Source organism: Bacillus sp. AK124 (genome assembly GCF_053903085.1).
The window spans coordinates 2,657,441-2,678,913 of record NZ_CP096378.1; the positions used below are offsets into that span (position 1 = coordinate 2,657,441).

The 21,473-nt window shown below is 46.9% G+C and carries 20 protein-coding genes; 6 read left to right on the plus strand and 14 right to left on the minus strand.

Features of this window, described 5'->3' with window-relative positions; genetic code table 11:
- Positions 1–12 precede the first annotated feature (12 nt).
- The 3 genes from ylbD to M1E06_RS13285 form a co-directional block, all read right to left on the minus strand.
- Positions 13–411, minus strand: a complete 399-nt coding sequence (gene ylbD / locus M1E06_RS13275) for a YlbD family protein (RefSeq protein WP_020451281.1) — start codon at positions 409–411, stop codon at positions 13–15.
- Positions 412–589: 178 nt separating this feature from the next.
- A complete protein-coding gene (locus M1E06_RS13280; RefSeq protein WP_020451280.1) occupies positions 590–1,633 on the minus strand; it encodes a CAP domain-containing protein in 1,044 nt (347 codons plus the stop codon).
- 141 nt (positions 1,634–1,774) lie between these two features.
- Positions 1,775–2,221 (minus strand): CBS domain-containing protein, encoded by a 447-nt coding sequence (locus M1E06_RS13285; RefSeq protein WP_023857262.1) that lies wholly within the window; start codon positions 2,219–2,221, stop codon positions 1,775–1,777.
- A gap of 168 nt (positions 2,222–2,389) precedes the next feature.
- On the opposite strand from M1E06_RS13285, the gene M1E06_RS13290 reads away from it, so the two are divergent.
- Positions 2,390–2,749: a YugN family protein gene (locus M1E06_RS13290; RefSeq protein WP_020451278.1), complete on the plus strand. Its 360-nt coding sequence runs from the start codon at positions 2,390–2,392 to the stop codon at positions 2,747–2,749.
- Between the two features lie 56 nt (positions 2,750–2,805).
- On the opposite strand, the gene ctaG is transcribed toward M1E06_RS13290, so the two are convergent.
- The 6 genes from ctaG to cyoE all read right to left on the minus strand — a co-directional run bounded on the left by ctaG (position 2,806) and on the right by cyoE (position 8,868).
- Entirely contained in the window at positions 2,806–3,705 is a 900-nt protein-coding gene (ctaG, locus tag M1E06_RS13295; protein WP_025811368.1) for a cytochrome c oxidase assembly factor CtaG, read from the minus strand.
- A gap of 34 nt (positions 3,706–3,739) precedes the next feature.
- On the minus strand, positions 3,740–4,069 hold the full coding sequence (gene ctaF, locus M1E06_RS13300) for a cytochrome c oxidase subunit IVB (RefSeq protein WP_020451276.1): 330 nt from the start codon (positions 4,067–4,069) through the stop codon (positions 3,740–3,742).
- A gap of 2 nt (positions 4,070–4,071) precedes the next feature.
- On the minus strand, positions 4,072–4,695 hold the full coding sequence (gene ctaE / locus M1E06_RS13305; RefSeq protein WP_020451275.1) for a cytochrome c oxidase subunit III: 624 nt from the start codon (positions 4,693–4,695) through the stop codon (positions 4,072–4,074).
- Entirely contained in the window at positions 4,695–6,563 is a 1,869-nt protein-coding gene (gene ctaD / locus M1E06_RS13310) for a cytochrome c oxidase subunit I (RefSeq protein ID WP_020451274.1), read from the minus strand. The genes ctaE and ctaD overlap by 1 nt, the downstream gene beginning before the upstream one ends.
- Before the next feature lie 32 nt (positions 6,564–6,595).
- On the minus strand, positions 6,596–7,663 hold the full coding sequence (gene coxB / locus M1E06_RS13315; protein WP_020451273.1) for a cytochrome c oxidase subunit II: 1,068 nt from the start codon (positions 7,661–7,663) through the stop codon (positions 6,596–6,598).
- A gap of 278 nt (positions 7,664–7,941) precedes the next feature.
- Positions 7,942–8,868, minus strand: a complete 927-nt coding sequence (cyoE, locus tag M1E06_RS13320; RefSeq protein ID WP_020451272.1) for a heme o synthase — start codon at positions 8,866–8,868, stop codon at positions 7,942–7,944.
- A 402-nt stretch (positions 8,869–9,270) separates the two neighbouring features.
- Between cyoE and M1E06_RS13325 the strand changes: the two genes are divergently transcribed.
- On the plus strand, positions 9,271–10,179 hold the full coding sequence (locus tag M1E06_RS13325; protein WP_020451271.1) for a COX15/CtaA family protein: 909 nt from the start codon (positions 9,271–9,273) through the stop codon (positions 10,177–10,179).
- Positions 10,180–10,260: 81 nt separating this feature from the next.
- Here the strand turns inward: M1E06_RS13325 and pyc are convergent, their stop codons facing one another.
- From pyc to glsA, 4 genes are all read right to left on the minus strand, one after another.
- Positions 10,261–13,704 (minus strand): pyruvate carboxylase, encoded by a 3,444-nt coding sequence (gene pyc / locus M1E06_RS13330; RefSeq protein WP_020451270.1) that lies wholly within the window; start codon positions 13,702–13,704, stop codon positions 10,261–10,263.
- A 78-nt stretch (positions 13,705–13,782) separates the two neighbouring features.
- Positions 13,783–14,994, minus strand: a complete 1,212-nt coding sequence (locus M1E06_RS13335) for an FtsW/RodA/SpoVE family cell cycle protein (RefSeq protein WP_020451269.1) — start codon at positions 14,992–14,994, stop codon at positions 13,783–13,785.
- Between the two features lie 333 nt (positions 14,995–15,327).
- Positions 15,328–15,609: a YlaN family protein gene (locus M1E06_RS13340; protein ID WP_003181465.1), complete on the minus strand. Its 282-nt coding sequence runs from the start codon at positions 15,607–15,609 to the stop codon at positions 15,328–15,330.
- 132 nt (positions 15,610–15,741) lie between these two features.
- The gene (glsA, locus tag M1E06_RS13345; protein ID WP_371268713.1) at positions 15,742–16,686 is read right to left on the minus strand and encodes a glutaminase A; all 945 of its coding nucleotides are present in this window, start codon (positions 16,684–16,686) and stop codon (positions 15,742–15,744) included.
- Between the two features lie 102 nt (positions 16,687–16,788).
- On the opposite strand from glsA, the gene M1E06_RS13350 reads away from it, so the two are divergent.
- Positions 16,789–17,271 (plus strand): peptidyl-prolyl cis-trans isomerase, encoded by a 483-nt coding sequence (locus tag M1E06_RS13350; RefSeq protein WP_216904277.1) that lies wholly within the window; start codon positions 16,789–16,791, stop codon positions 17,269–17,271.
- A 142-nt stretch (positions 17,272–17,413) separates the two neighbouring features.
- Here the strand turns inward: M1E06_RS13350 and M1E06_RS13355 are convergent, their stop codons facing one another.
- Positions 17,414–18,742, minus strand: a complete 1,329-nt coding sequence (locus tag M1E06_RS13355; protein ID WP_020451266.1) for a PhoH family protein — start codon at positions 18,740–18,742, stop codon at positions 17,414–17,416.
- A 155-nt stretch (positions 18,743–18,897) separates the two neighbouring features.
- On the opposite strand from M1E06_RS13355, the gene M1E06_RS13360 reads away from it, so the two are divergent.
- From M1E06_RS13360 to M1E06_RS13370, 3 genes are all read left to right on the plus strand, one after another.
- Complete coding sequence (locus tag M1E06_RS13360; RefSeq protein ID WP_020451265.1) at positions 18,898–19,512, plus strand: YhcN/YlaJ family sporulation lipoprotein; 615 nt, start codon at positions 18,898–18,900, stop codon at positions 19,510–19,512.
- Between the two features lie 119 nt (positions 19,513–19,631).
- A complete protein-coding gene (locus M1E06_RS13365) occupies positions 19,632–19,838 on the plus strand; it encodes a YlaI family protein (protein WP_003181456.1) in 207 nt (68 codons plus the stop codon).
- 138 nt (positions 19,839–19,976) lie between these two features.
- Positions 19,977–21,473: a monooxygenase gene (locus M1E06_RS13370; RefSeq protein ID WP_020451264.1), complete on the plus strand. Its 1,497-nt coding sequence runs from the start codon at positions 19,977–19,979 to the stop codon at positions 21,471–21,473.

A 21,473-nucleotide genomic window follows, 5' to 3' on the forward strand; every position in this document is an offset into this window, starting at 1 on the left:
CTGACTCCTTCCCTAATCTTTTCGGAAAGAAAACGGATGCTCGCCGCCGCTTTGATTCTGCTGTTTTTGGCTTCCGCCCGAAAACTGGCTGAGCAAGCTTTGCAGCGAAGAAATAGACTGGCTCATTTTATTGATCTGCTCATTCATTTGATTGGCATCCATCTTTCGGACGGCCGTCACCATTTTTGAAATGAAATCGTTTTTGCCGCCAGCAGAAGGCTCCTTTTCTGCCGAAGCTTCTTTTTCCCTGTACGGATCCCAAATCGAATCGTCTTCCCCGAGCAAAACCCAGTTTTCATATACTTCCTGCCAGCTTTTTTCTTGTTTCCGGACTTCGGAAATCAACTTAGGATGCCGTTTAATAAATTGCTTAAATTCATCAATGGATGATTGCGCGTTTTGATTTGCCAACGTCTACACCCCCTCCGAAAACATATGCCTGCTATAGTGTAATCCGCCCCGGCAAAATGTGTTCGCCTAAAAATTCCTCTTTTTATAGGAGTCCGTGCGGAAGAGTGAGCAGCAGACCAAACATTAAAAGTTTCATGGTTTTCTCTAAAAACTAAAAACCCGGGTATGATCCCGGGCTCTAGTGCCATTCTTTAATAAAGTTCTGCGTATAATATTTCTCGTCCACCCCGACTCCGAGATGAGTATAGTCGGCATTTAACAGCGCTTTTCTGTGTCCTTCGCTGTTTAACCAGCCTTCAACCGCCGCAGGCCCGTCGACATAGTTGAGCGCGATATTTTCCCCCGCCTGCTCAAAGTTCACTTTCCCTTTTTCCAGCCTGTCTTTGAGCGTGCCTTCTGTTTCTGACACATGGGAGAAATAATGGTGCTCTTTCATGTCGCTGCTGTGGCCGTATGCCACTTTTGATACGCCTTCATCCCAAGAGAGCTGGGAAAGACCGTGTCTTGCGCGGATGACATTCGTCAAATCAAAGATCTGCTTCTCATTTGCTTTCTCGATTTTTTTCCAATCCGATTCTGTCAATGCTTGAGGTTCGATCAGGGTGCCTCTGTAGACAACTTCATACGGCCTTTGCTTGATGAAAGTCGGCGCATCAAATGCCCTGATGCTTGACAGCGTCCCCTCGAATTTATCCATATACAGCTGAACATAAATGTCTCCGACTTTCACCGTCGGCCTTGTATTCATGTCTTCCTCAGAAAACTCAAAACGGTATGAACTGCCTTTATATTGAACATTGACATACGGGGCGATCTGGGCGGTTTTGAAAACTTCCCTTGACGGCCGTCCAATTTTAAACGGAGCGGTGTTCAACCCGTCGCCTGTCGCAAACAATGTCACGGCCTTGCCGCCAAGCAAGCCGATTTGAACGTACTGTTTTGCCCCTTGGCTATAGACCCACCATTCATAATCATATGCTGAAGGATCGACCCTGTCCGGTTTCCCCAGTTTCTTTTCGATCGTCTCAGCCGACTCTCCGATAAAAGAAAGCAAGCCGGAATCGGGAATGTTCAAGGATTTCTCTTTTTTCGCATCCTCGTTTGAGACTTGCGGCTTGTCTTCCTTCACAATTTTCTCAGGTGTTGAACCGTATTGAATAAACAGGGTGTATGAAGCCGCAACGATGAGAAGGATCACAATCGCTCTTAATATATTTTTCAAACTTTCACCTCCGACTGACGGATCAATCTATCCATAAAACGGCGCACCGCATCAAAAACTTGCCTTTAGTGTCATTTAAACAGAACTGACATGAATTTTCAATGATAATACAGCCTATTAAGATGTGCGACAAAATATGTTTTAATGAAGAAAATCTCCAGGCCTCTCTTCGTTTTCCGATATAAATGTCAGCGCGTCGCCAGCCTGCCGGTTTGATTTTTTGTGGGTTGAAACATCGCCTAGCGTAATGATGCCCGCAAGCGTCTTTCCCCGTGTAACCGGGACCCTCCTGATCTGATAATCTCCCATGAGATCAACCGCTTTTTCAATTGAATCGTCTTCACTTACCGTAATGAGATCCGTCGTCATGACATTTGTAATTTTTTGCGAATTTGGTTTTTTAACGGCGATCCCCCGCAGCACCAAATCCCGGTCAGTAACGATCCCAACCAGTTCCAAACCGTCATCAAGCACAACCGGAATCGCTCCGACATTTCCGTCTTTCATTTTCACGGCAGCCTCGTACACATTATCAAGAACTGTACAATATAATATTTCCTTTGTCATAATATCTTTCACACGTGTCAATCAGAAGACCTCCTCTTGTCTTTCGTTTGTTCATATTGTCGTCAAGCCGCCCGCGATTCATACTGTTCACAAAAATATTTATATATCGGCTAAAGCCAGGATTGAAAGTTTAACGCTTTCATACTATGATTGTCAGTAAAGGTAATTTTTTAAAGGGGGTTTTACGGGATGAAATTTGAAGAATCCGGTATCGAAGGCTTGACTGCTGACCTTAACCGGTTAGACGACATCATGGAAAACGAAGGGTTCGTAAGAGCTGGCCAATGGGATTATGAACGCGTCACATATGACCGCAAATTCGATATGGTGGAAGGCAGGTACTACCTCCGCGTGTTCGGATATGCCGTCGAAGGCGATGTGGGCGCCCGGCGCGCGGTCATCAAACTGATGACACCGCTTCTGGGCAAATATTATTATCCGCATGGAGTGGAATACGGTGAAAACGAACATTTCCCGCCGCAGCTCCTCAAAACAAGCAAGACGGTGCTGAATTCAATCAAAGAAAAAGTTTCAGCGCTTGAAGTGTAGCAGACGTACATAAAAAGGGTACAGCCCCTCTGATGAGGCTGTACCCTTTTTTCATCTTAATGAACCGTAGACGGCGAGTATCGTTCTTCTTCCAGTTCTTTTTCGTCTTTGGCTCTTTCCTTCCTCGCCCATCCGAAAAAGATAATCGCCAAAAATGTCCCGTACACGATTTCCTGTAAGATTTTCATGACGATCGCGCCAAGCTGCTGATCTTCCAGAACAGGCATGCTGCTGAACATTTCCGGACCTGTAAGCGTCATTCCGCTCAGCGTATCGAGAGGAACGCACAGTTTCATTGCCTCCGCCCATGCGGAAGGATCTGAATATGTCGAATACAGGGTCGTATCGCTGAACATGATCAGCGCGCACGCCGGTGTCAGCAAAATGCCGTCAGCCATAATGTAGCCGAGTTTCAAAAGTCCGTTCATTTGCGGAAGCTCCTCGACCTTGTGAACGAGCGGCCACCACATGAAAAACGCCGCAATGAAGATCAGCACCGTAATGACGGCATGATAAACGGCATCTGTCTTAATAAAATCAAACACCAAAGGAATGTGATACATCGAAAATAAACCGTTAAACACGATAATCGCGATCAATGGTTTTGAAAAAAACCGGAACAGCGGCTTGACGACCGGCAGAAAAATGACCTTTTTCCAAAACCAAGGCGGTATGCCAAGGATGATCAAAGGCGGTACGATCAAATACAAAACCGCCATTTGCGCCATATGCGCGCTGAACATAATATGTCCCAGCAAATCAATCGGACTGCCTTTAGACGCGTATAAAAGAAACATCGCTGTCACGAATAAACCGATTTCTTTCCTGGATGCCCGCTCTTCTTCTGATCCAAATCGTTTCATCAGAAAAAAGTAAAGGACGGTTATGAAAACGACAGCCCCTAGGAAATAGGGGCTCCACAGGGCGCGAAAACCGAATATTTCAAGGCTGCCCAACATGAGGCATCCTCCTTTCTGTATGTCGGTTCGATTACCACCAGATAAGCGTTACAAAAGCCAAAACGGTAACAAAAGCGACCAAAACGCCCGAATAAAGGAACAAAGTCGGCGCTTCATGCCCCCGCTGACTCATATGCATGAAGTAGTACAGCTGAAATGCAACCTGAATAACGGCCAGCAGCAGAATGAACGGCACCGTAAACCATACGCCTGCATCTGAGGCGACCGTTAAAAAAGCGACAAGGGTCAAGCCGATCATCAAACCGAATGAAATAACCTGATATCTCATGTCCTCCGCGTTTTTCTTTTTGCGGTAGGCAAGATCTGTTTTGGGATTCCCTCTGTTTTCGTTATTCACCATTTTTATCCCACCATCCCCATCAAGTATACAACGGTAAAGATAAACACCCAGACAACGTCGATAAAATGCCAATAGAGGCTTGCGACAAAAAACTTCGGCGCGTTGTAAAGGCTTAATCCGCGGCGCGCATTTCTGATCATCAAAGAAAGAATCCAGAGCAGCCCGAACGTAACGTGCGCACCGTGCGTGCCGACTAGCGTATAAAAAGCGGAGCCGAGAGCCGAGCTTTGAATGGTGAACCCATATTCGTGAATATAATGGGTGAATTCATATATTTCAAGCGCCAGGAAGCCTGCACCGAGCAGAACAGTGATTCCGAGCCAAACCTGCATCTTTTTAAAAGCAAAGTTCTTCATATGATACATGGCATATACGCTCGTTAAACTGCTCGTTAAAAGGAGCATTGTCGCCAGAAAGACCAGCCCCATGTCAAACATCTCAGTCGTTTTCGGCCCTCCTGCATTTGAATTCTTCAGCGCAAGGTATGTTGCGAAGAGAGACGCGAAAAGAACCGTCTCTCCTCCGAGAAATAGCCAAAAGCCGATAAACTTATTTTTTCCTTCTAATGTAGCTTTTTCAGGAGAAGCCGGGAAGGTTTCAGCCGTTAATTTCTCTTCTGTATGCATTATGCCTTCACCCCTTTGTCGTCATCATCCATCAGTTCTTCTTTATGAATATGATACCCGTGGTCATCAATTACAGACCGGAGAAGCATCATAAATAATGTGATTCCTAATCCAATCAGAATGACAGGCAGCCCCCAGGCAAATTCCGTCCGGTACATGAAGCCGAAAGCGGATATAAACAGCCCGAGTGACATGATGAACGGGAGAATCGATCCGTTTGGCATATGGACGTCCTGAAGCGGCTCCGCGGCGGTCATTGACTGCTTGCCGGCTCTTTTTTCGATCCATAAAGCATCAAGGCCTCTGACCAGAGGCAGCTGTTTAAAGTTGTATTCAGGAGGCGGTGAAGAAACGGCCCACTCAAGCGTTCTTCCGTCATGCCAAGGATCGCTGCCGACTTTTTCCCCTTTGGCAGTCGTCACGATAATATTGATCACGAGTATGATGACAGCAGCCGCCATAAACACAGCTCCGATTGAACTGATTAAGTTCGCCATGTCAAATCCCTGATTCGGCAAGTATGTGAACACGCGTCTCGGCATTCCCCACAACCCGAGCCAATGCTGGATGAAGAAAGTCAGATGGAACCCGATGAAAAAGAGCACAAATGTTATTTTGCCCAACGCTTCGCTCAGCATTTTCCCGAACATTTTCGGCCACCAGTAATGAGCGCCGGCGAGGATGGCAAACACCACTCCGCCGATGATGACGTAATGGAAGTGAGCCACGACAAAGTACGTGTCGTGGAACTGATAGTCAGCCGGTGCAGCAGCAAGCATGACACCTGTCACCCCGCCCATGACAAACGACGGGATAAAAGAAATCGCATAAAGCATCGGCGTTGTAAACTTAATGCTCCCGCCCCAAGCCGTGAGCAGCCAGTTGAAGATTTTAATTCCGGTCGGGACGGCAATGGCCATCGTCGCCACCGCAAAAATGGCGTTCGCCACAGGCCCGAGTCCCGTTGTAAACATATGGTGGGCCCAAACCATGAAGCCTAAAAAGCCGATCAATACGGTCGCAAATACCATTGAAGAATAACCGAACAGCCTTTTTCTCGCAAAAACCGGAATGATTTCCGAAAAGATTCCGAACGCCGGGAGTACGAGAATATAAACTTCAGGGTGTCCGAAGATCCAGAACAGATGCTCCCAAATGATCGTATTACCGCCTAATTCCGGATTGAAAAAGCTCGTTCCGAACAACCGGTCCAGCATCAAGAGCGCGATGCCTACGGTCAGCGGCGGGAACGCGAATAAAATCAAAGCCGAAGCGACGAATGTCGTCCATGTGAAAAGCGGCAGCCTCATGTATGTCATGCCCGGCGCCCTCATATTGATAATCGTCGCGAGAAAGTTAATTCCGGCAATCAGCGTACCGATCCCGGCAATTTGCAGACCGAGAACATAGAAATCGATCCCGTGCCCTTCGGAATGAAGGGAAAGCGACGCGTAAGACGTCCAGCCGGCATCGGGTGCCCCTCCCAAAAACCAGCTTAAATTCAGAAAGATGCCGCCGAAAAGGAACAGCCAGAAGCCGAGCGAGTTCAAAAATGGAAACGCAACATCCCTCGCGCCTATCTGCAGCGGAACGACGGCATTCATCAGTGCGAACAAAAGCGGCATCGCTGCCAGGAAAATCATCGTTGTACCGTGCATCGTCATGATCTCATTGTAGACTCCGCCGCTCATGATGTCATTGTTCGGTATCATCAGCTGAACCCTGATCAGCATCGCTTCGATTCCGCCGAGCACAAAGAAGAACCCGCCGCCCAGCAAATAAAGGATGGCAATCTTTTTATGATCGACAGTCGTTAAATAGTCCCATAATACAGCCCCAAAACCTTGCTTTTTCTTAAGCGTACTCACAATGTAACCTCCCTCATTCTCCCTTTGAAGCGTTAGTCTTCCGTTTTTAACCCCTTTAAATATTCAGTCAGTGCATCAAGTTCCTTGTCGCTCAAATCAGGGTATGTGCCGGTCATTTTGTTGCCCGGTTTTATGCTTTCAGGATCCTTGAGCCACGCTCTCAAGTTTTCATCGCTGAATTCCTTCACACCGGCGATCGTCGACCGGTCTCCAAAAGTCGCGAGGTTCGGAGCCGTTCTGGCCGCTTCCGCCCTTTGGTCTTTTGAATCGGTCGCATGACAGCTCAGGCAGTTTTTCTCTTTGAACACTTTTTCTCCTTCAACAGCGAGATCGGTTTTCGCCCCCGCTTTATAGTTTTCCATATCGCTCATCCATTCCTTGAACTCATCCTTCGAAACCGCTTTAACTTTAAAGTCCATTAAAGCATGGGAAGGTCCGCAGAGCTCGGCGCATTTCCCGTAGAAATAGTCTCCGGCTTTTTCAGCGCGTTTTGAATCGAACGTTAAGAAGAATTTGTTTTCATTGTCTGTGTTCGTATCAATCTTACCCCCGACTGAAGGAACCCAGAATGAATGTTTGACATCGGAAGCTTTCAGCTTAAAGTAAACGCGTTCATCGGTCGGCACGACCAGCTCCTGGCTCGTCACCACGCCGTAGTCAGGATATTCGAATTCCCACCAGTAAAGGTTCGCCCGGACATTGACGACCAGCGCCTTCTCCGGATCCCTGTTTTTCTTATCCATCGGTTTTGTATCAGCAAGATCAAAGGTCTGTGCGACAACAGGAACAACCAGGATAAGAAGGAGAAGAATTGGAATAACAGTCCATAAAATTTCTAAATTGCGGTTTCCTTCAACCTGTTTCGGGATGTGGTCATCACCGAGCTTAGATCTTCTGTACCTGACGATGACAAATACGAAAATGAAACTTACCACCACTACAACAACAACCATGATCAGCGTGCTGAGAATCATTAGGAAATACTGCTGATCAGCCACCTCGCCCGCCGGCTGCAGCGTTGATATGAACGGTTCTCCGCACCCTGCTAAAACGAGCGCCAAAATAGTGAACAGCGACATCAGACGCCATTTCTTTAACATTTCTTCCCAACCCCTTTTCAATCAATCCTTTTGAAACTTTCACTGTTCAAACGTTTATAGGACACCTATTCATTCATCTGACTCCCCACTTAAATTAAAGCACTTACATTTCCTCATTTCTTAAATAATGAGGTTTTTTACTCAAAATACCATCTATGTATGAACGTAAAGCCGCCTTGTTAAACATAATCGAAAAAAATCGATAAGGCGGCTTTTACATGATTGTTGTCTGTTTGAAGTGTTAAGTGACAGCCTTCAATGTGATGAATTATAGAGTTCTATCCAATTTTAAAAAGTGTGAATACGACCATGGCAACGAAGAATATGGTCAAGTAATTTAATGAATATACAAACATGAGCGTTGCCCACTTCATGATATTTTTGCTTCTGTAACCGACCAGACCGCAAACGAGCCAGCCGATATTGAGTACCGTTCCCAAAATGACGATCGGCAGTCCGAGTCCGCCCAGGAAAAACGGCAGCGGCATTAAGCAGGCAATCCAAATGATGATTTGCCTTTTCGTCACTTCAAAACCGTGTACAACAGGCAGCATCGGTATATTTGCAGCTCTGTATTCCTCCGTTTTCTTAATCGCAAGCGCCAGAAAGTGGGGAATCTGCCAAATAAACATGATTAAAAACAGCACCCATGCCTCAACTCCGATGGAGCCTTGGACAGCGGTCCATCCGATCAAAGGAGGAACAGCCCCTGACACACTTCCGATAATCGTATTAACGGTATAGCGGCGCTTTGACCACATCGTGTATAGAAACACGTACGTAAAGACGCCGACAAAGCCTACTGCGGCAGTTGTCAGATTGGTCATCAGCAGCATGATAAAACCGAGCGCAGTCAGCAGAATGCCGAACCACAATGCCTGTGAAGGCTGGATTTTACCAGTCACCGTCGGCCTTGTTCTCGTCCGCTGCATAAGCTGGTCAATATCACGGTCATAATAGTTGTTGATGACGCATGATCCTGCGATAATAAGCGAGGATCCCGCTAAAGTGAACAGCACGATATCAAGGTTTCCTAGAAAGCTCAGATTTGAAAAGTAAAAAGCGAGCCACAAGCCCGTAAAAGTTGTTATCAGGTTCGAGTAAACAATCCCGACTTTGATAAGGGCGAGGAAATCTTTCCATGCTGTCGTCTCTTCTATTTGTCCATTCATTGCTGTATCAGCTGTAATTCTTGTTTCAGCCATAATACTAACCCCCCTTACTCAAACCTTCATCACGTCAAGAGAAGCGGTATATTCATAAAAAACCTACAACTCTATCATACAAGATTACCGGTTGGAAAAAAACAGCCTATTAAATATTAATCGACAAACCGGTTTATATTTGTGAACTTTTTATGACTTTCTTTACAGATGAAGGAAAAATTGTGAACAAGAGCGGAAAACCACTGTCATTCTAATATAGTTCTATCAAACGAAGCCACAATTATCAAGTCTTCAAAACCAATAAAAATGTGAACGCCTTCTATTGCATTTTTGTGAACAATAATCATTATGAATTGCAGCAGAACATCAATTCGCTTACACTTGAAGGTGGCAAATATCTTTTTATTAGTCAGTTTGCATTAAAAAAGGAGAATTGAATTTATGAATAAAGCATTAAAAGGCTTGGGAATTATCACAACTATCGCCATGCTTTTCGTGCTGATCGGCGGCGCCCTCGTCACAAAGACGGGTTCGGGAATGGGCTGCGGCAGATCTTGGCCGCTTTGCAACGGAAGCATATTCCCGGCTCTAACCCTTGAATCGATTATCGAATGGAGCCACAGGTTTGTCAGCGGCACATCCGGCGTCCTTGTGCTGGCTCTCGCCATTTGGACATGGAAAAAAATCGGCCATATTAGAGAAACGAAATTTCTTGCGGTGATGTCGGTCGTCTTCCTCATTCTTCAGGCGCTCCTGGGCGCTGCGGCGGTCGTCTTCGGGTCTTCGGCCCTGATCATGGCTTTGCACTTCGGAATCTCGCTTATTTCCTTTGCATCTGTTCTGCTGTTGACGCTCCTCGTGTTTGAAGCTGACAGCAAGCAGAAAGCCGAATCGTTTTATATAGGAAAAACCATGCAGTTTCATATGATAGGAATCATTATATACACATATGTCGTCGTTTATACAGGCGCATATGTCCGGCATACGAAGTCAAGCCTTGCGTGCCTTGACTTTCCGATGTGCAGCACACAAAACGGCTGGCTCCCAGGGAAGTTTCACGAATGGGTGCAGATGGGACACAGGGCTGCGGCGCTTCTTCTGTTCGCTTGGATCATTGCGGCAGCGATACATGCGGCCAAACAGTATAAAAATCAAAAACGCATTTATTGGGGCTGGATGATTTCCCTGATCCTGATTATCCTTCAGGCTGCCTCAGGAATTGCGGTTGTCTACAGCAGGCTGGATTTGGGATTTGCACTCGCCCACGCTTTCTTCATTTCCTGCCTGTTCGGAATCCTTTGCTACTTCCTGCTGCTTGTTGCGCGCTATCGCAGACAGGCGCAAAAATAACAATAAACGGTTGATCCCCCGCCTGTTGCGGGGGATTTTTTCATAAAAAAAGGCCGCCGACAAAAGTCAGCGGCCGCACTTTTATTTTTTCAGCTCAATGAGGAGGTCGCCGGTTTGAATGGCTTCTCCGTTTGTCACATGAATGTTTTCAACAGTTCCTGAAAACGGAGCCTGAACGGTCGTTTCCATTTTCATTGCTTCATTGATCATTAAATGATCGCCCTTCTTCACTTGGTCCCCTTTGCTTACAAGAAGCTTAATCACCGTTCCCGGCATGGACGCCGCGATATGATTCGGGTTTGAACGGTCGGCTTTCACCTTTTGATGAACGGACGATTTAATGCTTTCGTCTTTAATGACCACTTCGCGAGGCTGGCCGTTCAGTTCAAAGTAGACGACTCTCGTTGCATCAGGACGCGGTTCGCCGATAGAGACAAGTTTGACGATCAGCGTTTTCCCTCTTTCGATCTCGACTTCGATTTCTTCGCCGAGCGTCATGCCGTAGAAGAAGGTCGGTGTATCAAGCACTGAGATGTCCCCGTACAGTTCCGCTGTCTTAACATACTCGGTAAACACTTTCGGATAAAGCGCATATGCAACAGCATCCTGATCGGAAAGCTCCAGATCATGCGTTTCCTTAAACTCCGCTTTTATATCGTCAAACGAAACGGGTTCGAGAAGTTCTCCAGGGCGCACTGTAATCGGCTCCTGCCCTTTCAAAATCAGCTTTTGCAATTTCTCAGGGAATCCGCCGTGAGGCTGGCCGATATACCCTTTAAAAAGCTCGACTACTGAGTCAGGAAAATCGAGTGATTCTCCTCTTTCGTAAATATCATCTTCCGTCAGGTTATTTTGCACCATGTAAAGTGCCATATCCCCGACGACTTTAGATGACGGCGTAACCTTTACGATGTCCCCGAACAGGTGGTTGACCCGGCTGTACATTTCTTTCACTTCATTCCAGCGATCACCGAGGCCGACTCCCTTAGCCTGCTGCTGAAGGTTGCTGTATTGGCCGCCAGGCATTTCATGCTTGTAAATTTCGGTATGAGGCGCGTTCATGCCGCTCTCAAACTCGCTGTAGTATTTTCTGACAGACTCCCAATATTGAGACAGCGACTCTACCGCATCGACATTCAGCTGCGGACGGCGTTTATCGCCTTCAAGCGCATGATAAAGCGAGCTTGCGCTTGGCTGTGATGTCAGGCCCGCCATAGAGCTGACCGCTACGTCGACGATGTCGACGCCTGCTTCTATCGCCTTCGCGTACATAAAAATACCGTTGCCGCTCGTGTCGTGTGTATGCAAGTGGATCGGAATATCGATCGTCTCTTTCAAAGCTGACACCAGTTCGTATGCTGCTTGAGGTCTCAGCAGGCCGGCCATATCTTTAATGCCGAGAATATGCGCCCCCGCTGATTCAAGCTCTTTTGCCATTGACGTATAATATTCAAGGTTATATTTTGTTCTGTTCGGATCGAGAATGTCTCCGGTATAGCAGATCGCGGCTTCGGCAAGTTTGCCCGACTCGCGCACTGCATCAATGGCGAGCGTCATCCCTTTAACCCAGTTCAAGCTGTCAAAAATGCGGAATACATCGATTCCGGCCGCAGCGGATTCGCTGACAAACTTTTTAATCAGGTTGTCAGGGTAGTTTGTATACCCGACGGCATTCGAAGATCTCAACAGCATTTGAAACATCGTATTTGGAATTTCCTTCCGCAGCTTCTCAAGCCTTTTCCACGGGTCTTCTTTCAAGAAACGGTAAGCGACATCAAAAGTGGCGCCGCCCCACATTTCAAGGCTGAAAAGCTCAGGCCAGAGCGCAGCTGTCGGATTGGCGATTTTCTCCAAATCATGCGTTCTGAATCTTGTCGCAAGCAGTGACTGATGGGCATCGCGGAACGTCGTATCAGTGAGGAGCACTTCCTCTTGATCTTTCACCCATTTGACGAGCCCTTCAGCTCCGCGTTCATCAAGAATCTGTTTTGTTCCGCTCGCGATCGGCTGATCGACATCCGTTTTGACGATCTGGGGCTTGTCGAACTCCGGCTTCTTCTTTTTATCAATGCCCGGGAAGCCGTTGACCGTTACGTTCCCGATATACGTCAGCATTTTTGTTCCACGGTCTCTCTGCTTAGGAAAGACAAAGAGTTCCGGTGTTGTATCAATAAATGACGTGTCGTATTGCCCTGTGAGAAATTTTTCGTGTTTCGCCACGTTTTCAAGGAAAGGAATATTCGTTTTGATTCCCCTTATCCTGAATTCCTGTAGGTTGCGGACCATTTTGGCCGCCGCCTGTTCAAACGTCAGCGCCCAGGTTGAAAGCTTAACAAGCAGCGAGTCATAATAAGGCGTAATGACAGCGCCCTGAAAACTGTTTCCGGTATCAAGCCTCACCCCGAAACCGCCGCCTGAGCGATATGCCATGATTTTGCCTGTGTCAGGCATGAAATTGTTTGACGGGTCTTCAGTCGTAACCCTTGACTGGATCGCATATCCGTGCAGCGTGATGGCATCCTGGTTCGGAATGCTGATTTCGCTGCTGCCCAGACTGAGTCCGGCAGCAATCAGGATTTGTGTCTGAACGATATCGACACCCGTCACCATTTCCGTAATGGTGTGCTCCACCTGAACACGCGGGTTGACTTCAATAAAGAAAAACTCATCGTTCGCAACTAAAAATTCGACCGTACCGGCATTGACATAATCAACATTCTTCGCAAGCTTAACGGCAGCATCGCAAATCTTTTCCCGGAGGGACTCAGAAAGCGAAACGCTCGGCGCTATTTCGATAACCTTTTGATGACGCCTTTGCACAGAGCAGTCACGGTCGTAAAGGTGAACCACGTTACCTTCTTTGTCTCCGATGACTTGAACTTCAATGTGCTTCGGCTTTTCGATCAGCTTTTCGACATACACTTCATCATTACCAAAAGCGGCTTTCGCCTCTGATTTTGCCCTGTTATAGGATTCCTCCAGCTCCGATTCGTCTCTGACGATCCGCATGCCGCGGCCGCCGCCGCCAAGCGACGCTTTGATGATAAACGGATATCCGAACTCCTCCGCAAATTGTTTGACCTCCGCGATATCAGCCACTGGGCCGTCGCTCCCCGGTATGACGGGAATTCCTGCTTTTTCAGCTTGTTCACGGGCTTTTACTTTGTCTCCAAACATATCGAGGTGCTTGGAGGTCGGTCCGATAAAGATGATGCCTTCCTCTTCACACCGCTTGGCAAACTGAATGTTTTCAGACAGGAAGCCGTAGCCCGGATGGATGGCATCCACATGGTTGCGTTTCGCAATCTCGATGATCCCTTCAATATCAAGATAAGCATCAATCGGCTTTTTCCCTTCGCCGACCAAGTATGCTTCATCGGCTTTGTATCTGTGGTATGATCCGCTGTCTTCTTTAGAATAGATCGCTACCGTACGGATATTCAGTTCTGTGCAGGCGCGAAATACGCGGATAGCGATTTCCCCTCTGTTTGCAACAAGAACTTTTTGAATAGACTGTTGTGACATGTCGTTCCCCCTCATCCGCTGTTTTAAGTATGTATCTATTCTAAATGAATCGGATGGACATTGTACACGCTTAGTTTTTTAAAAATTTATACTTTTTTTATATTGATTTTCTTTGGTTTTTGTAGTATCGACAGGCTGTTTTCGTTTGAACCGGTCAAAGTATTCATTAAACATGCTGATGTTCACCAATATCCCCGCGCTTGCCATCAGCAGAATGAGCGATGACCCTCCATAGCTGATAAACGGAAGCGTCACCCCTGTCAAAGGAATCAAGCCGGATATGCCGCCCAGGTTCACGAAAGACTGGATGGCGATCATGCTTGATATCCCGATCGCAAGCAGGCTTCCAAACGGGTCGTCGCATTTTCTCGCAATATAAAACCCTTTTAAAACGATGAAAGCGAGCAGCAGCACGACAAAAAGGACGCCGAAAATGCCGAGCTCCTCGGCGATGACCGCCATAATGAAATCGGTGTGCGTTTCAGGCAGATATCCATACTTCTGCACGCTTTCGCCGAGACCCAGGCCGAACAGCCCTCCCGAACCGATCGCCAAGTAGGAGTTGACGACTTGAAAACCAGATTTCTGTGCGTCTTTAAACGGGTTTTGGTAGCTTTCAAACCGATTCATCCGTCCTTCTGTTAAAATGCTGTCCCAGTTGAAATAAATGAGCGGGCTGACGAGCACAAGGACAGCCCCGGCCAAAAGTACGAGCTTTAACAGCGTTTTGCCGCTGAATCCCGAGCACAAAATAATGCACAAAGCGATTAAAGCGATGATAAAGGCCGTTCCCACATCCGGCTGAGCAGCGACCAGTGCGCAAATGAAAAGCGTGATGATCGCGGGAGGGGCGATTCCGGCTCCCAAGTTGTCAATATAGCTTTGCTTTTTGGCATAGACGGAAGAAAGATACAAGATGACGGTCAGCTTGACAAACTCCCCCGGCTGGATGCCGTAATTCGAAACCCTGAACCAGCTTTGGGCATTCCCGGCCACGTGTCCGACAACGAACAGCCCGAACAAAGCGACAACGGAAATGAGCAGCAAAAACTTTTGGAATTTTTGATTGGCAAAAGCCTTATACGGAAAAAGCGCCGCGCATAAAAATATGACGGTTCCGAGCACCAAAAACATCAGCTGCCTGTCAAAAAAGTAGCTGCTGTCTTGTCCGTACCTTGTCACGGCTGTGATCATGCTTGAGCTGTACACCATGACGAGCCCGAACCCGCACAGCAGGAATACAGCGAAGATTAATGAATAATCATAGGATTTGAGCATTCTTTTTATCATATTATTATCCTCTTCCTTACTTGCCTTCAAAATGTGTTTGTGGTAACTCCTTCGTTATTTTACTACACTTTCTTAAAAAGCACGAAAGATACCCTTTTCATAAGACTTCGAATCTCGTCTGAAAGAAAAGTCCGTCTGTTCCAAGACTGCCGTTCTATTTTTTTATCGGCATACCATGCGTCTTCGTTTATTCGGCACGAACAGCATTCATTCCTTCATCAGCGGACGTTTTCTTTCTCATTCCATAACAAAAAAAGCCTGCCGGCAGTTTGTTTCTATCGAAACGTCGTCGACAAGCTGACTCAGACAGAAAGATTCTTCTGAGGTGTTCATTTATTTTTTTGTAAATGCATCATGTAATGCAGACAATTCACGTTCCAGCCTGTAAAGCAGTTCTTTACCCTCTTCTTCATCCACTAATCCAAGGCGGACAGCAAAATCAATTTCCCTAGAGAGTCCGAACATTTGTGTATCTAAAACCTCTTCATAAAGAGGACATTGAGGCATCGTTAAGTTGTCCATTTGCACTTGAATCAGCTTTAAGATTTTATCAGCATCACGTTTTAACAGGGCAAGTGCTTTTTCACGATGGTCGACTACAATCTCAGACGCCAAAAGTATCCCTCCGTTCCCCAGGCGAGTACCTAATTCTTCTATTTATGATAAAGCCTCAGCCGAAAAAAAGCAAGCTATTTCTGTCCTTTCGCCGTATTTCAAAGACTCGCATTTTAAGCTTCCGCTCACGTTTTAAAAAATGCTTAAACTGTAGTTCGCCGATAACAGCTCTAAAAGCCGGATTCCAGCGATGCTGTTTCCCTTTTCATCAAGCGAGGGCCCGAAGATGCCGATGCCGAAACGGTATGGGGATAGACCCATGATTCCCCCTGAAACCCCGCTTTTGGCGGGTATGCCGATTTTGATTGCGAATTCGCCGCTGGCATTATACATTCCGCATGTCACCATAAATGTTTTGCAAATTCTCGCGATATCCTTCGGTATGATTTGTTCTCCCGTTTCGGGATGCTTGCCGTTCAAAGCAAAAACAGAACCGATTTTCGCCAAGTCTAAGCTGTTCATTTCAATGGCGCACTGCTTTGTATACACATCCATGACATCCTCAACCTCAGCCTGAAAAATACCGTGCTCTTTCATGTAGTAGCACATCGCCCTGTTGACCATCGAGGTTTCAAATTCAGATTCGGCGACCTTCTCACAAAAGGTAATATTCCGGTTATTTGCCAGTTTTTTAATAAAATCAAGAAGCCTGCCGATCTTATCGGCATTCGTCTCTCCTTTAATCATGCTTGTCACCACCAATGCTCCGGCATTTATCATCGGATTCAGCGGCTTCCCCGGGTTGACGGTTTCAAGTTTGATGATGGAGTTAAACGGATCACCAGTCGGCTCTTGTCCTACATAATGAAACACTGTTTCCGGACCGTGATCGATCAGGACGAGAGCAAGCGACAATACTTTTGAGATGCTTTGCAGAGTGAAGGCTTTTTCCACGTCTCCCGCTGATATACACGTCCCGTCCGTAAAGTAGACCGCCGCCGATAAATCGTCCTCCGATAATTCAGCCAAAGCCGGTATGTAAGATGCAACCTTTCCTTTGTCCGTCACTTTTTTCGCTTCCGTGACAAAATATTCAAGCTCCTCATTATCCCGGCAATTCAAGTTTTTTCCCTCCATCCGAGCGTCGTTGCTGTTATCTTTCCCGGAGAGGGCTTTTGTTATGAGAAGTGACAATTTGAAAGAAAGCGCTTATAATTTTTGTGAGGGAGTGGTAGAGACATGAGCATTGTAACGATCACAGGAAATGTAAAGTATTCGATTACGCTCGATCCGAGCGTTTGGATTTTTGATGACCGAAAATTTGATCTCGATCAGTTCTTTTCAGATTTCAGAGAGGTAAAAGATGAAGAAGACGACCTTGTGATTGACCGGGAACGGCAAGTCAGGGAAGGTACTGTATCGCCGCCGACACTGAAATCAGAGAAAAAATATGAAAAGGAGAAATTGCTTGACGGCACTTTCGGGATCAAGCTTGAACCTTTTTTAAAAAATGCGGAGGTGACAGGCTCCGCCGTCAAATGCCTCTTCAAAACGGAAGGTGAAGACGTTTCCGTTCCGATCGAAGAAGCGGGCGGCATGATTCTCTGCTTCAGCAACAATGGCAAGCCGCTTGGCGAAGACGGGCCTGTACACGTTTATTTTCCCGACGGTTCAAACAGGATGACTCCTGTGAAACGAGTAAAAGAAATTCACATTGTTTAAAGCTACAACACTGCAACGGGTGCGCCGGAGGCGATGAAAAACTCCGCCTCCTCTTTCCCGGCCGGGCTATCGGCACTTGCCGGCAACCCGGCCCGCGGGCCATGCAAGTTGCAACCCGGGTTAAACGCCCGGGTTTTTTTATTTACAGCAGATCGGCTGCAAGCCTGGCGAGCCGGGAGCGCTCTCCTTTTAAAAGCTTCACGTTTCCGGAAATTTTTTGATCCTTAAAGCGCTCGACAACATAGGCCAGGCCGTTGTTCATCGCATCTAAATAAGGATGGTCGATCTGTTCGGTGTCTCCCATCAATACGATTTTACTGCCTTCCCCGACGCGGGTCAGAAGCGTTTTGACTTCATGCTTGGTCAGATTTTGAGCCTCATCAATGATGATGAATTGGTCAGGAATGCTTCTGCCCCTTATATATGTGAGGGCTTCGACTTGAATGGAGCCCATCCCCGCTAAAATATCATCAAGCTCCCCCGGCTTTTTTGCATTGAACAAGTATTCCAGGTTATCAAAAATAGGCTGGACCCACGGACGAAGTTTTTCTTCTTTTTCACCCGGAAGATAGCCGAGATCTTTTCCGACAGGAACGATCGGCCTTGTGACAACAAGTTTTTTAAAATTCCCCAGGTCTTCTGTCTGCAGCAGCCCTGCTGCCAACGCAAGCAGGGTTTTTCCTGTGCCGGCTTTTCCAATCAGGGTGACAAGCGGAATATCTTGTCTTAAAAGAAGTTCCAAAGCCATCGTCTGCTGTACATTTCGCGAACGTATGCCCCAAACCTGTTCCTGATCGAAAACAAGCTTTTTAACGGCTTTTCCGCTTTGATCTACGATCCCTACGGCAGAGGATGATCCGCCGAGCGCGTCCTTCATGACGACAAACTGGTTCGGACGCAGCATCTCACTGCTGATTTCGTGAAGCGGCAAATCGTGATGTTCAAAAAAGGAATTCATCTGATCCGGGCGAATGTACACGTCTGTATAACCGCTGTATATATCATCATTGTCGACAACCCTGTCGTGCAAAAAATCCTCTGACATCAAGCCGATGGCATCGGCTTTGACACGGATCAGCATATCTTTGCTGACAAGGATAACCGGCCTGCCGTCTTCTTTCGTTTCCTCTTCCAGGCTGAGGTTTTTCGCTACGGCTAAAATACGGTTGTCGCTTGTTTTTTCGATAAAAATTTCTTGAAGCTGCTGAAAAGAGCGATGGTTCAGCTCGATTCTCAAGCTTCCTCCGTTTGGTAGGGGAACATTTTCATACAGCCTTCCTTTTAAACGCAAATCATCTATCAATTTAGATACGCGCCTTGCATTCCTCCCAATTTCATCCATGTAGCGTTTCTTTGAGTCGACTTCCTCCAATACGACAGCCGGGATGACAACCTCGTTATCTTCAAAAGAAAAGATTGAATTCGGATCCTGCAATAACACATTCGTATCCAGCACATAAATTTTACTCAATCTTCCGCCTCCTGATCAGGATTTTTAGCCTTTTCTTTTCAATTGGGTTAAAAGCTGATGGAGCGCCCGCTAAAATATATGTTTTTGTGAATAAAGATAGAAGGTTAATTCAACAATAAAAATTAATGAAAGCATTTTTAAGGAGGCAACCTCAAGTGCGAATCTTTTTTTTGATCCTAATTCAAACCGTTATGCTGCTTTCAGCCTGCGGCATTCAAAATAATGCCCGAAATGAAGCGAACGAGCTTCCCGGCAACAAACCGATTCAAGTAAAAAACAGCTCCCAAGAGCCGGTGAACCGTAAAGACGGGCAAGCCATCTCGCGGCGCCTTGTGAAGATCACCGAAAGCGTTCCGGGTGTCAATGATGCAACCGCCGTCGTGCTCGGCAGGCTAGCCGTCGTCGGAATTGATGTGAAAGACAATTTGGAGCGCAGCAAAGTCGAATCTATTAAGTATTCCGTGGCTGAAGCGCTGCAGAATGACCCTTACGGAGCAAACGCCGCCGTTGTCGCAGATCCCGACACCGTCAACCGCCTGCGGGCAATGGGCAGGGAAATTCAAGCGGGACGCCCTGTCAAAGGGATTCTCGACGAGCTGGCAGCCATCGTCGGGCGCGTCCTTCCTGAAGTGCCGAACGACGCAACAGACAATCAGCAAACAAATCCTACAAAATCCAACAACGACCAGTTGAATGACAGAAACCAGAAACAGCTTGAAAAGGAGCAGAATAAGCAATCAAACAAGCATATGAAAAATCGGCAGCCATAACTTTTAAAAGCCTGTGCCACTGTTTTCTTGACGGCACAGGCTTTTTCCTTTTTTCTATAGGAGAAAATTTATTTGTCCGATTGATTAAGGTATAATGAATCGTAAGCGAGGTGAATCAAGTGAGGGTAAAGTGTTCATTGTGTGACAAAATCGAAAAAATCGATGATGACACACTCATTGCCAAACGTCTCCGAAACCGGCCGATACATACTTATATGTGCCATGAATGCAGCGAACGAATTAAAATCAAAACAGAAAACCGGATGAAAACCGGCCGTTTTAAGCTATATCCGCACAGAAAAGATAAAGAGCAGATCAAGTCATGAAAGCATGGACAAGCTCCATGCTTTTTTATCGGCTTTTTTGTTACACGAGTAACAAAATTAAAGATTATAGTTGATAAACATTTTCATTTGTAGTATGTTAAAATTGTTTCATACGTAACAAAAAAGGAGTGATTCATCATGGATTTTGATGTACTGATTGCAGGCGGCGGCCCCGTCGGTCTGATGACGGCTTCCGAGCTGGCTTTGGCCGGTGTCCGGACCTGTATTGTCGAACGGCTGAAAGAGCCTTCGCCATTCTCAAAAGCGCTCACGCTGCATCCGCGCTCAATCGAAATACTTGAAATGAGGGGGCTTGGAGAACGGTTTAAGGAAATTGGCAAGCCGAGCCCTTCGGGGCATTTTGCCGGTCTAAAGACTGGATTGGACTTTTCTGCGCTTGATACGCAAGCCAATTTTACATTGATCATCCCTCAGTACGAAACCGAGAAGGTGCTTGAGGAACATGCGCGAAATCTCGGTGTCTGCATCCTTCGCGATCATGAAGTTCTCGCTTTCCGCGAGTATGAGGAAACGGCCGAGCTCGTCGTCCAGGGACCCGACGGCCTGTCCTTTCTAACCGCTTCCTATATCGTCGGTGCTGACGGAGCCGGAAGTACCATCCGCAAGCAGGCGCGTATCGCTTTTTCAGGAACTGATGCGAATATCACCGCAATGCTTGCGGATGTGTCGCTTGAAAATCCGCCGGAATCGCATTTTTATACTTGCGTGAACCGTGAAGGCGGCGTTGTGATCGTGCCTTTAGACGACGGCATTTTCCGCGTCCTCATAACGGCGCCGCACATGCCTCAAGCTTTGCTTCACGAGCCCGTCACACTGGAAGAATTAAAAAAAGAACTCAACCGCATCTGCGGCACGGACTTTGGAATTGACAGCCCGGTTTGGATGTCCCGCTTCGGAAATGCCAGCAAGTTGGCAGAGCATTACCGCTCCGGCAGAATTTTCTTGGCTGGAGATGCCGCGCATATTCATTTTCCTGCAGGAGGGCAAGGTTTAAATGTCGGACTTCAGGACGCAATGAACCTTGGCTGGAAGCTCGCAGCAAAGATCAACGGACGGTGCCCCGACTGGCTGCTTGACAGTTACCATAATGAAAGACATACTGTCGGGGAAGCGCTGCTCGTCAATACACAAATCCAAACAAAGCTGTTTGATTTTACACGTGAAGGCCTGTACCTCCGCGAATTATTATCCGGCATTCTCGGATTTTCAGACGTCAATCGCTATCTGGCAGAACAAATTGCGGCGCTCAGCGTGAAATACAAAGCAGATGAAAAGATGCCTGAACATGAGCTGAACGGAAAACGTCTCCCAGATATCGATCTGACCCTTTCAGATGGTACTGTCAAACGGCTCTACACTTTTCTCCGTGATGGACGCTTTTTATTAGCAGCATTCGGGATAGAAACGAAGGAATTTTCCACCATTCCTCACGTCCGCCGTATACAAGTGAAAGCAATTGACGGCAGGCCTGAATGGAATGGGGTAAAAGCAGCGCTGATCCGTCCCGACGGCCACGTGGCCTGGGCTGTCGACGAATCCATGGAAAACGCGGAGCAATTGATTGCCGATGGTATCCACCGCTGGTGCGGGAACTCTCACATTCAGTCTGTTTAA

What these genes read in the sequence shown, in the direction of transcription:
- M1E06_RS13290 (WP_020451278.1), top strand. Translation starts at nt 2,390, where the DNA reads ATGAAATTTGAAGAATCCGGTATCGAAGGCTTGACTGCTGACCTTAAC.
- ctaF (WP_020451276.1), bottom strand. Translation starts at nt 4,069, where the DNA reads ATGGTGAATAACGAAAACAGAGGGAATCCCAAAACAGATCTTGCCTAC.
- ctaE (WP_020451275.1), bottom strand. Translation starts at nt 4,695, where the DNA reads ATGCATACAGAAGAGAAATTAACGGCTGAAACCTTCCCGGCTTCTCCT.
- coxB (WP_020451273.1), bottom strand. Translation starts at nt 7,663, where the DNA reads ATGTTAAAGAAATGGCGTCTGATGTCGCTGTTCACTATTTTGGCGCTC.
- cyoE (WP_020451272.1), bottom strand. Translation starts at nt 8,868, where the DNA reads ATGGCTGAAACAAGAATTACAGCTGATACAGCAATGAATGGACAAATA.
- M1E06_RS13325 (WP_020451271.1), top strand. Translation starts at nt 9,271, where the DNA reads ATGAATAAAGCATTAAAAGGCTTGGGAATTATCACAACTATCGCCATG.
- pyc (WP_020451270.1), bottom strand. Translation starts at nt 13,704, where the DNA reads ATGTCACAACAGTCTATTCAAAAAGTTCTTGTTGCAAACAGAGGGGAA.
- M1E06_RS13335 (WP_020451269.1), bottom strand. Translation starts at nt 14,994, where the DNA reads ATGATAAAAAGAATGCTCAAATCCTATGATTATTCATTAATCTTCGCT.
- glsA (WP_371268713.1), bottom strand. Translation starts at nt 16,686, where the DNA reads ATGGAGGGAAAAAACTTGAATTGCCGGGATAATGAGGAGCTTGAATAT.
- M1E06_RS13350 (WP_216904277.1), top strand. Translation starts at nt 16,789, where the DNA reads ATGAGCATTGTAACGATCACAGGAAATGTAAAGTATTCGATTACGCTC.
- M1E06_RS13370 (WP_020451264.1), top strand. Translation starts at nt 19,977, where the DNA reads ATGGATTTTGATGTACTGATTGCAGGCGGCGGCCCCGTCGGTCTGATG.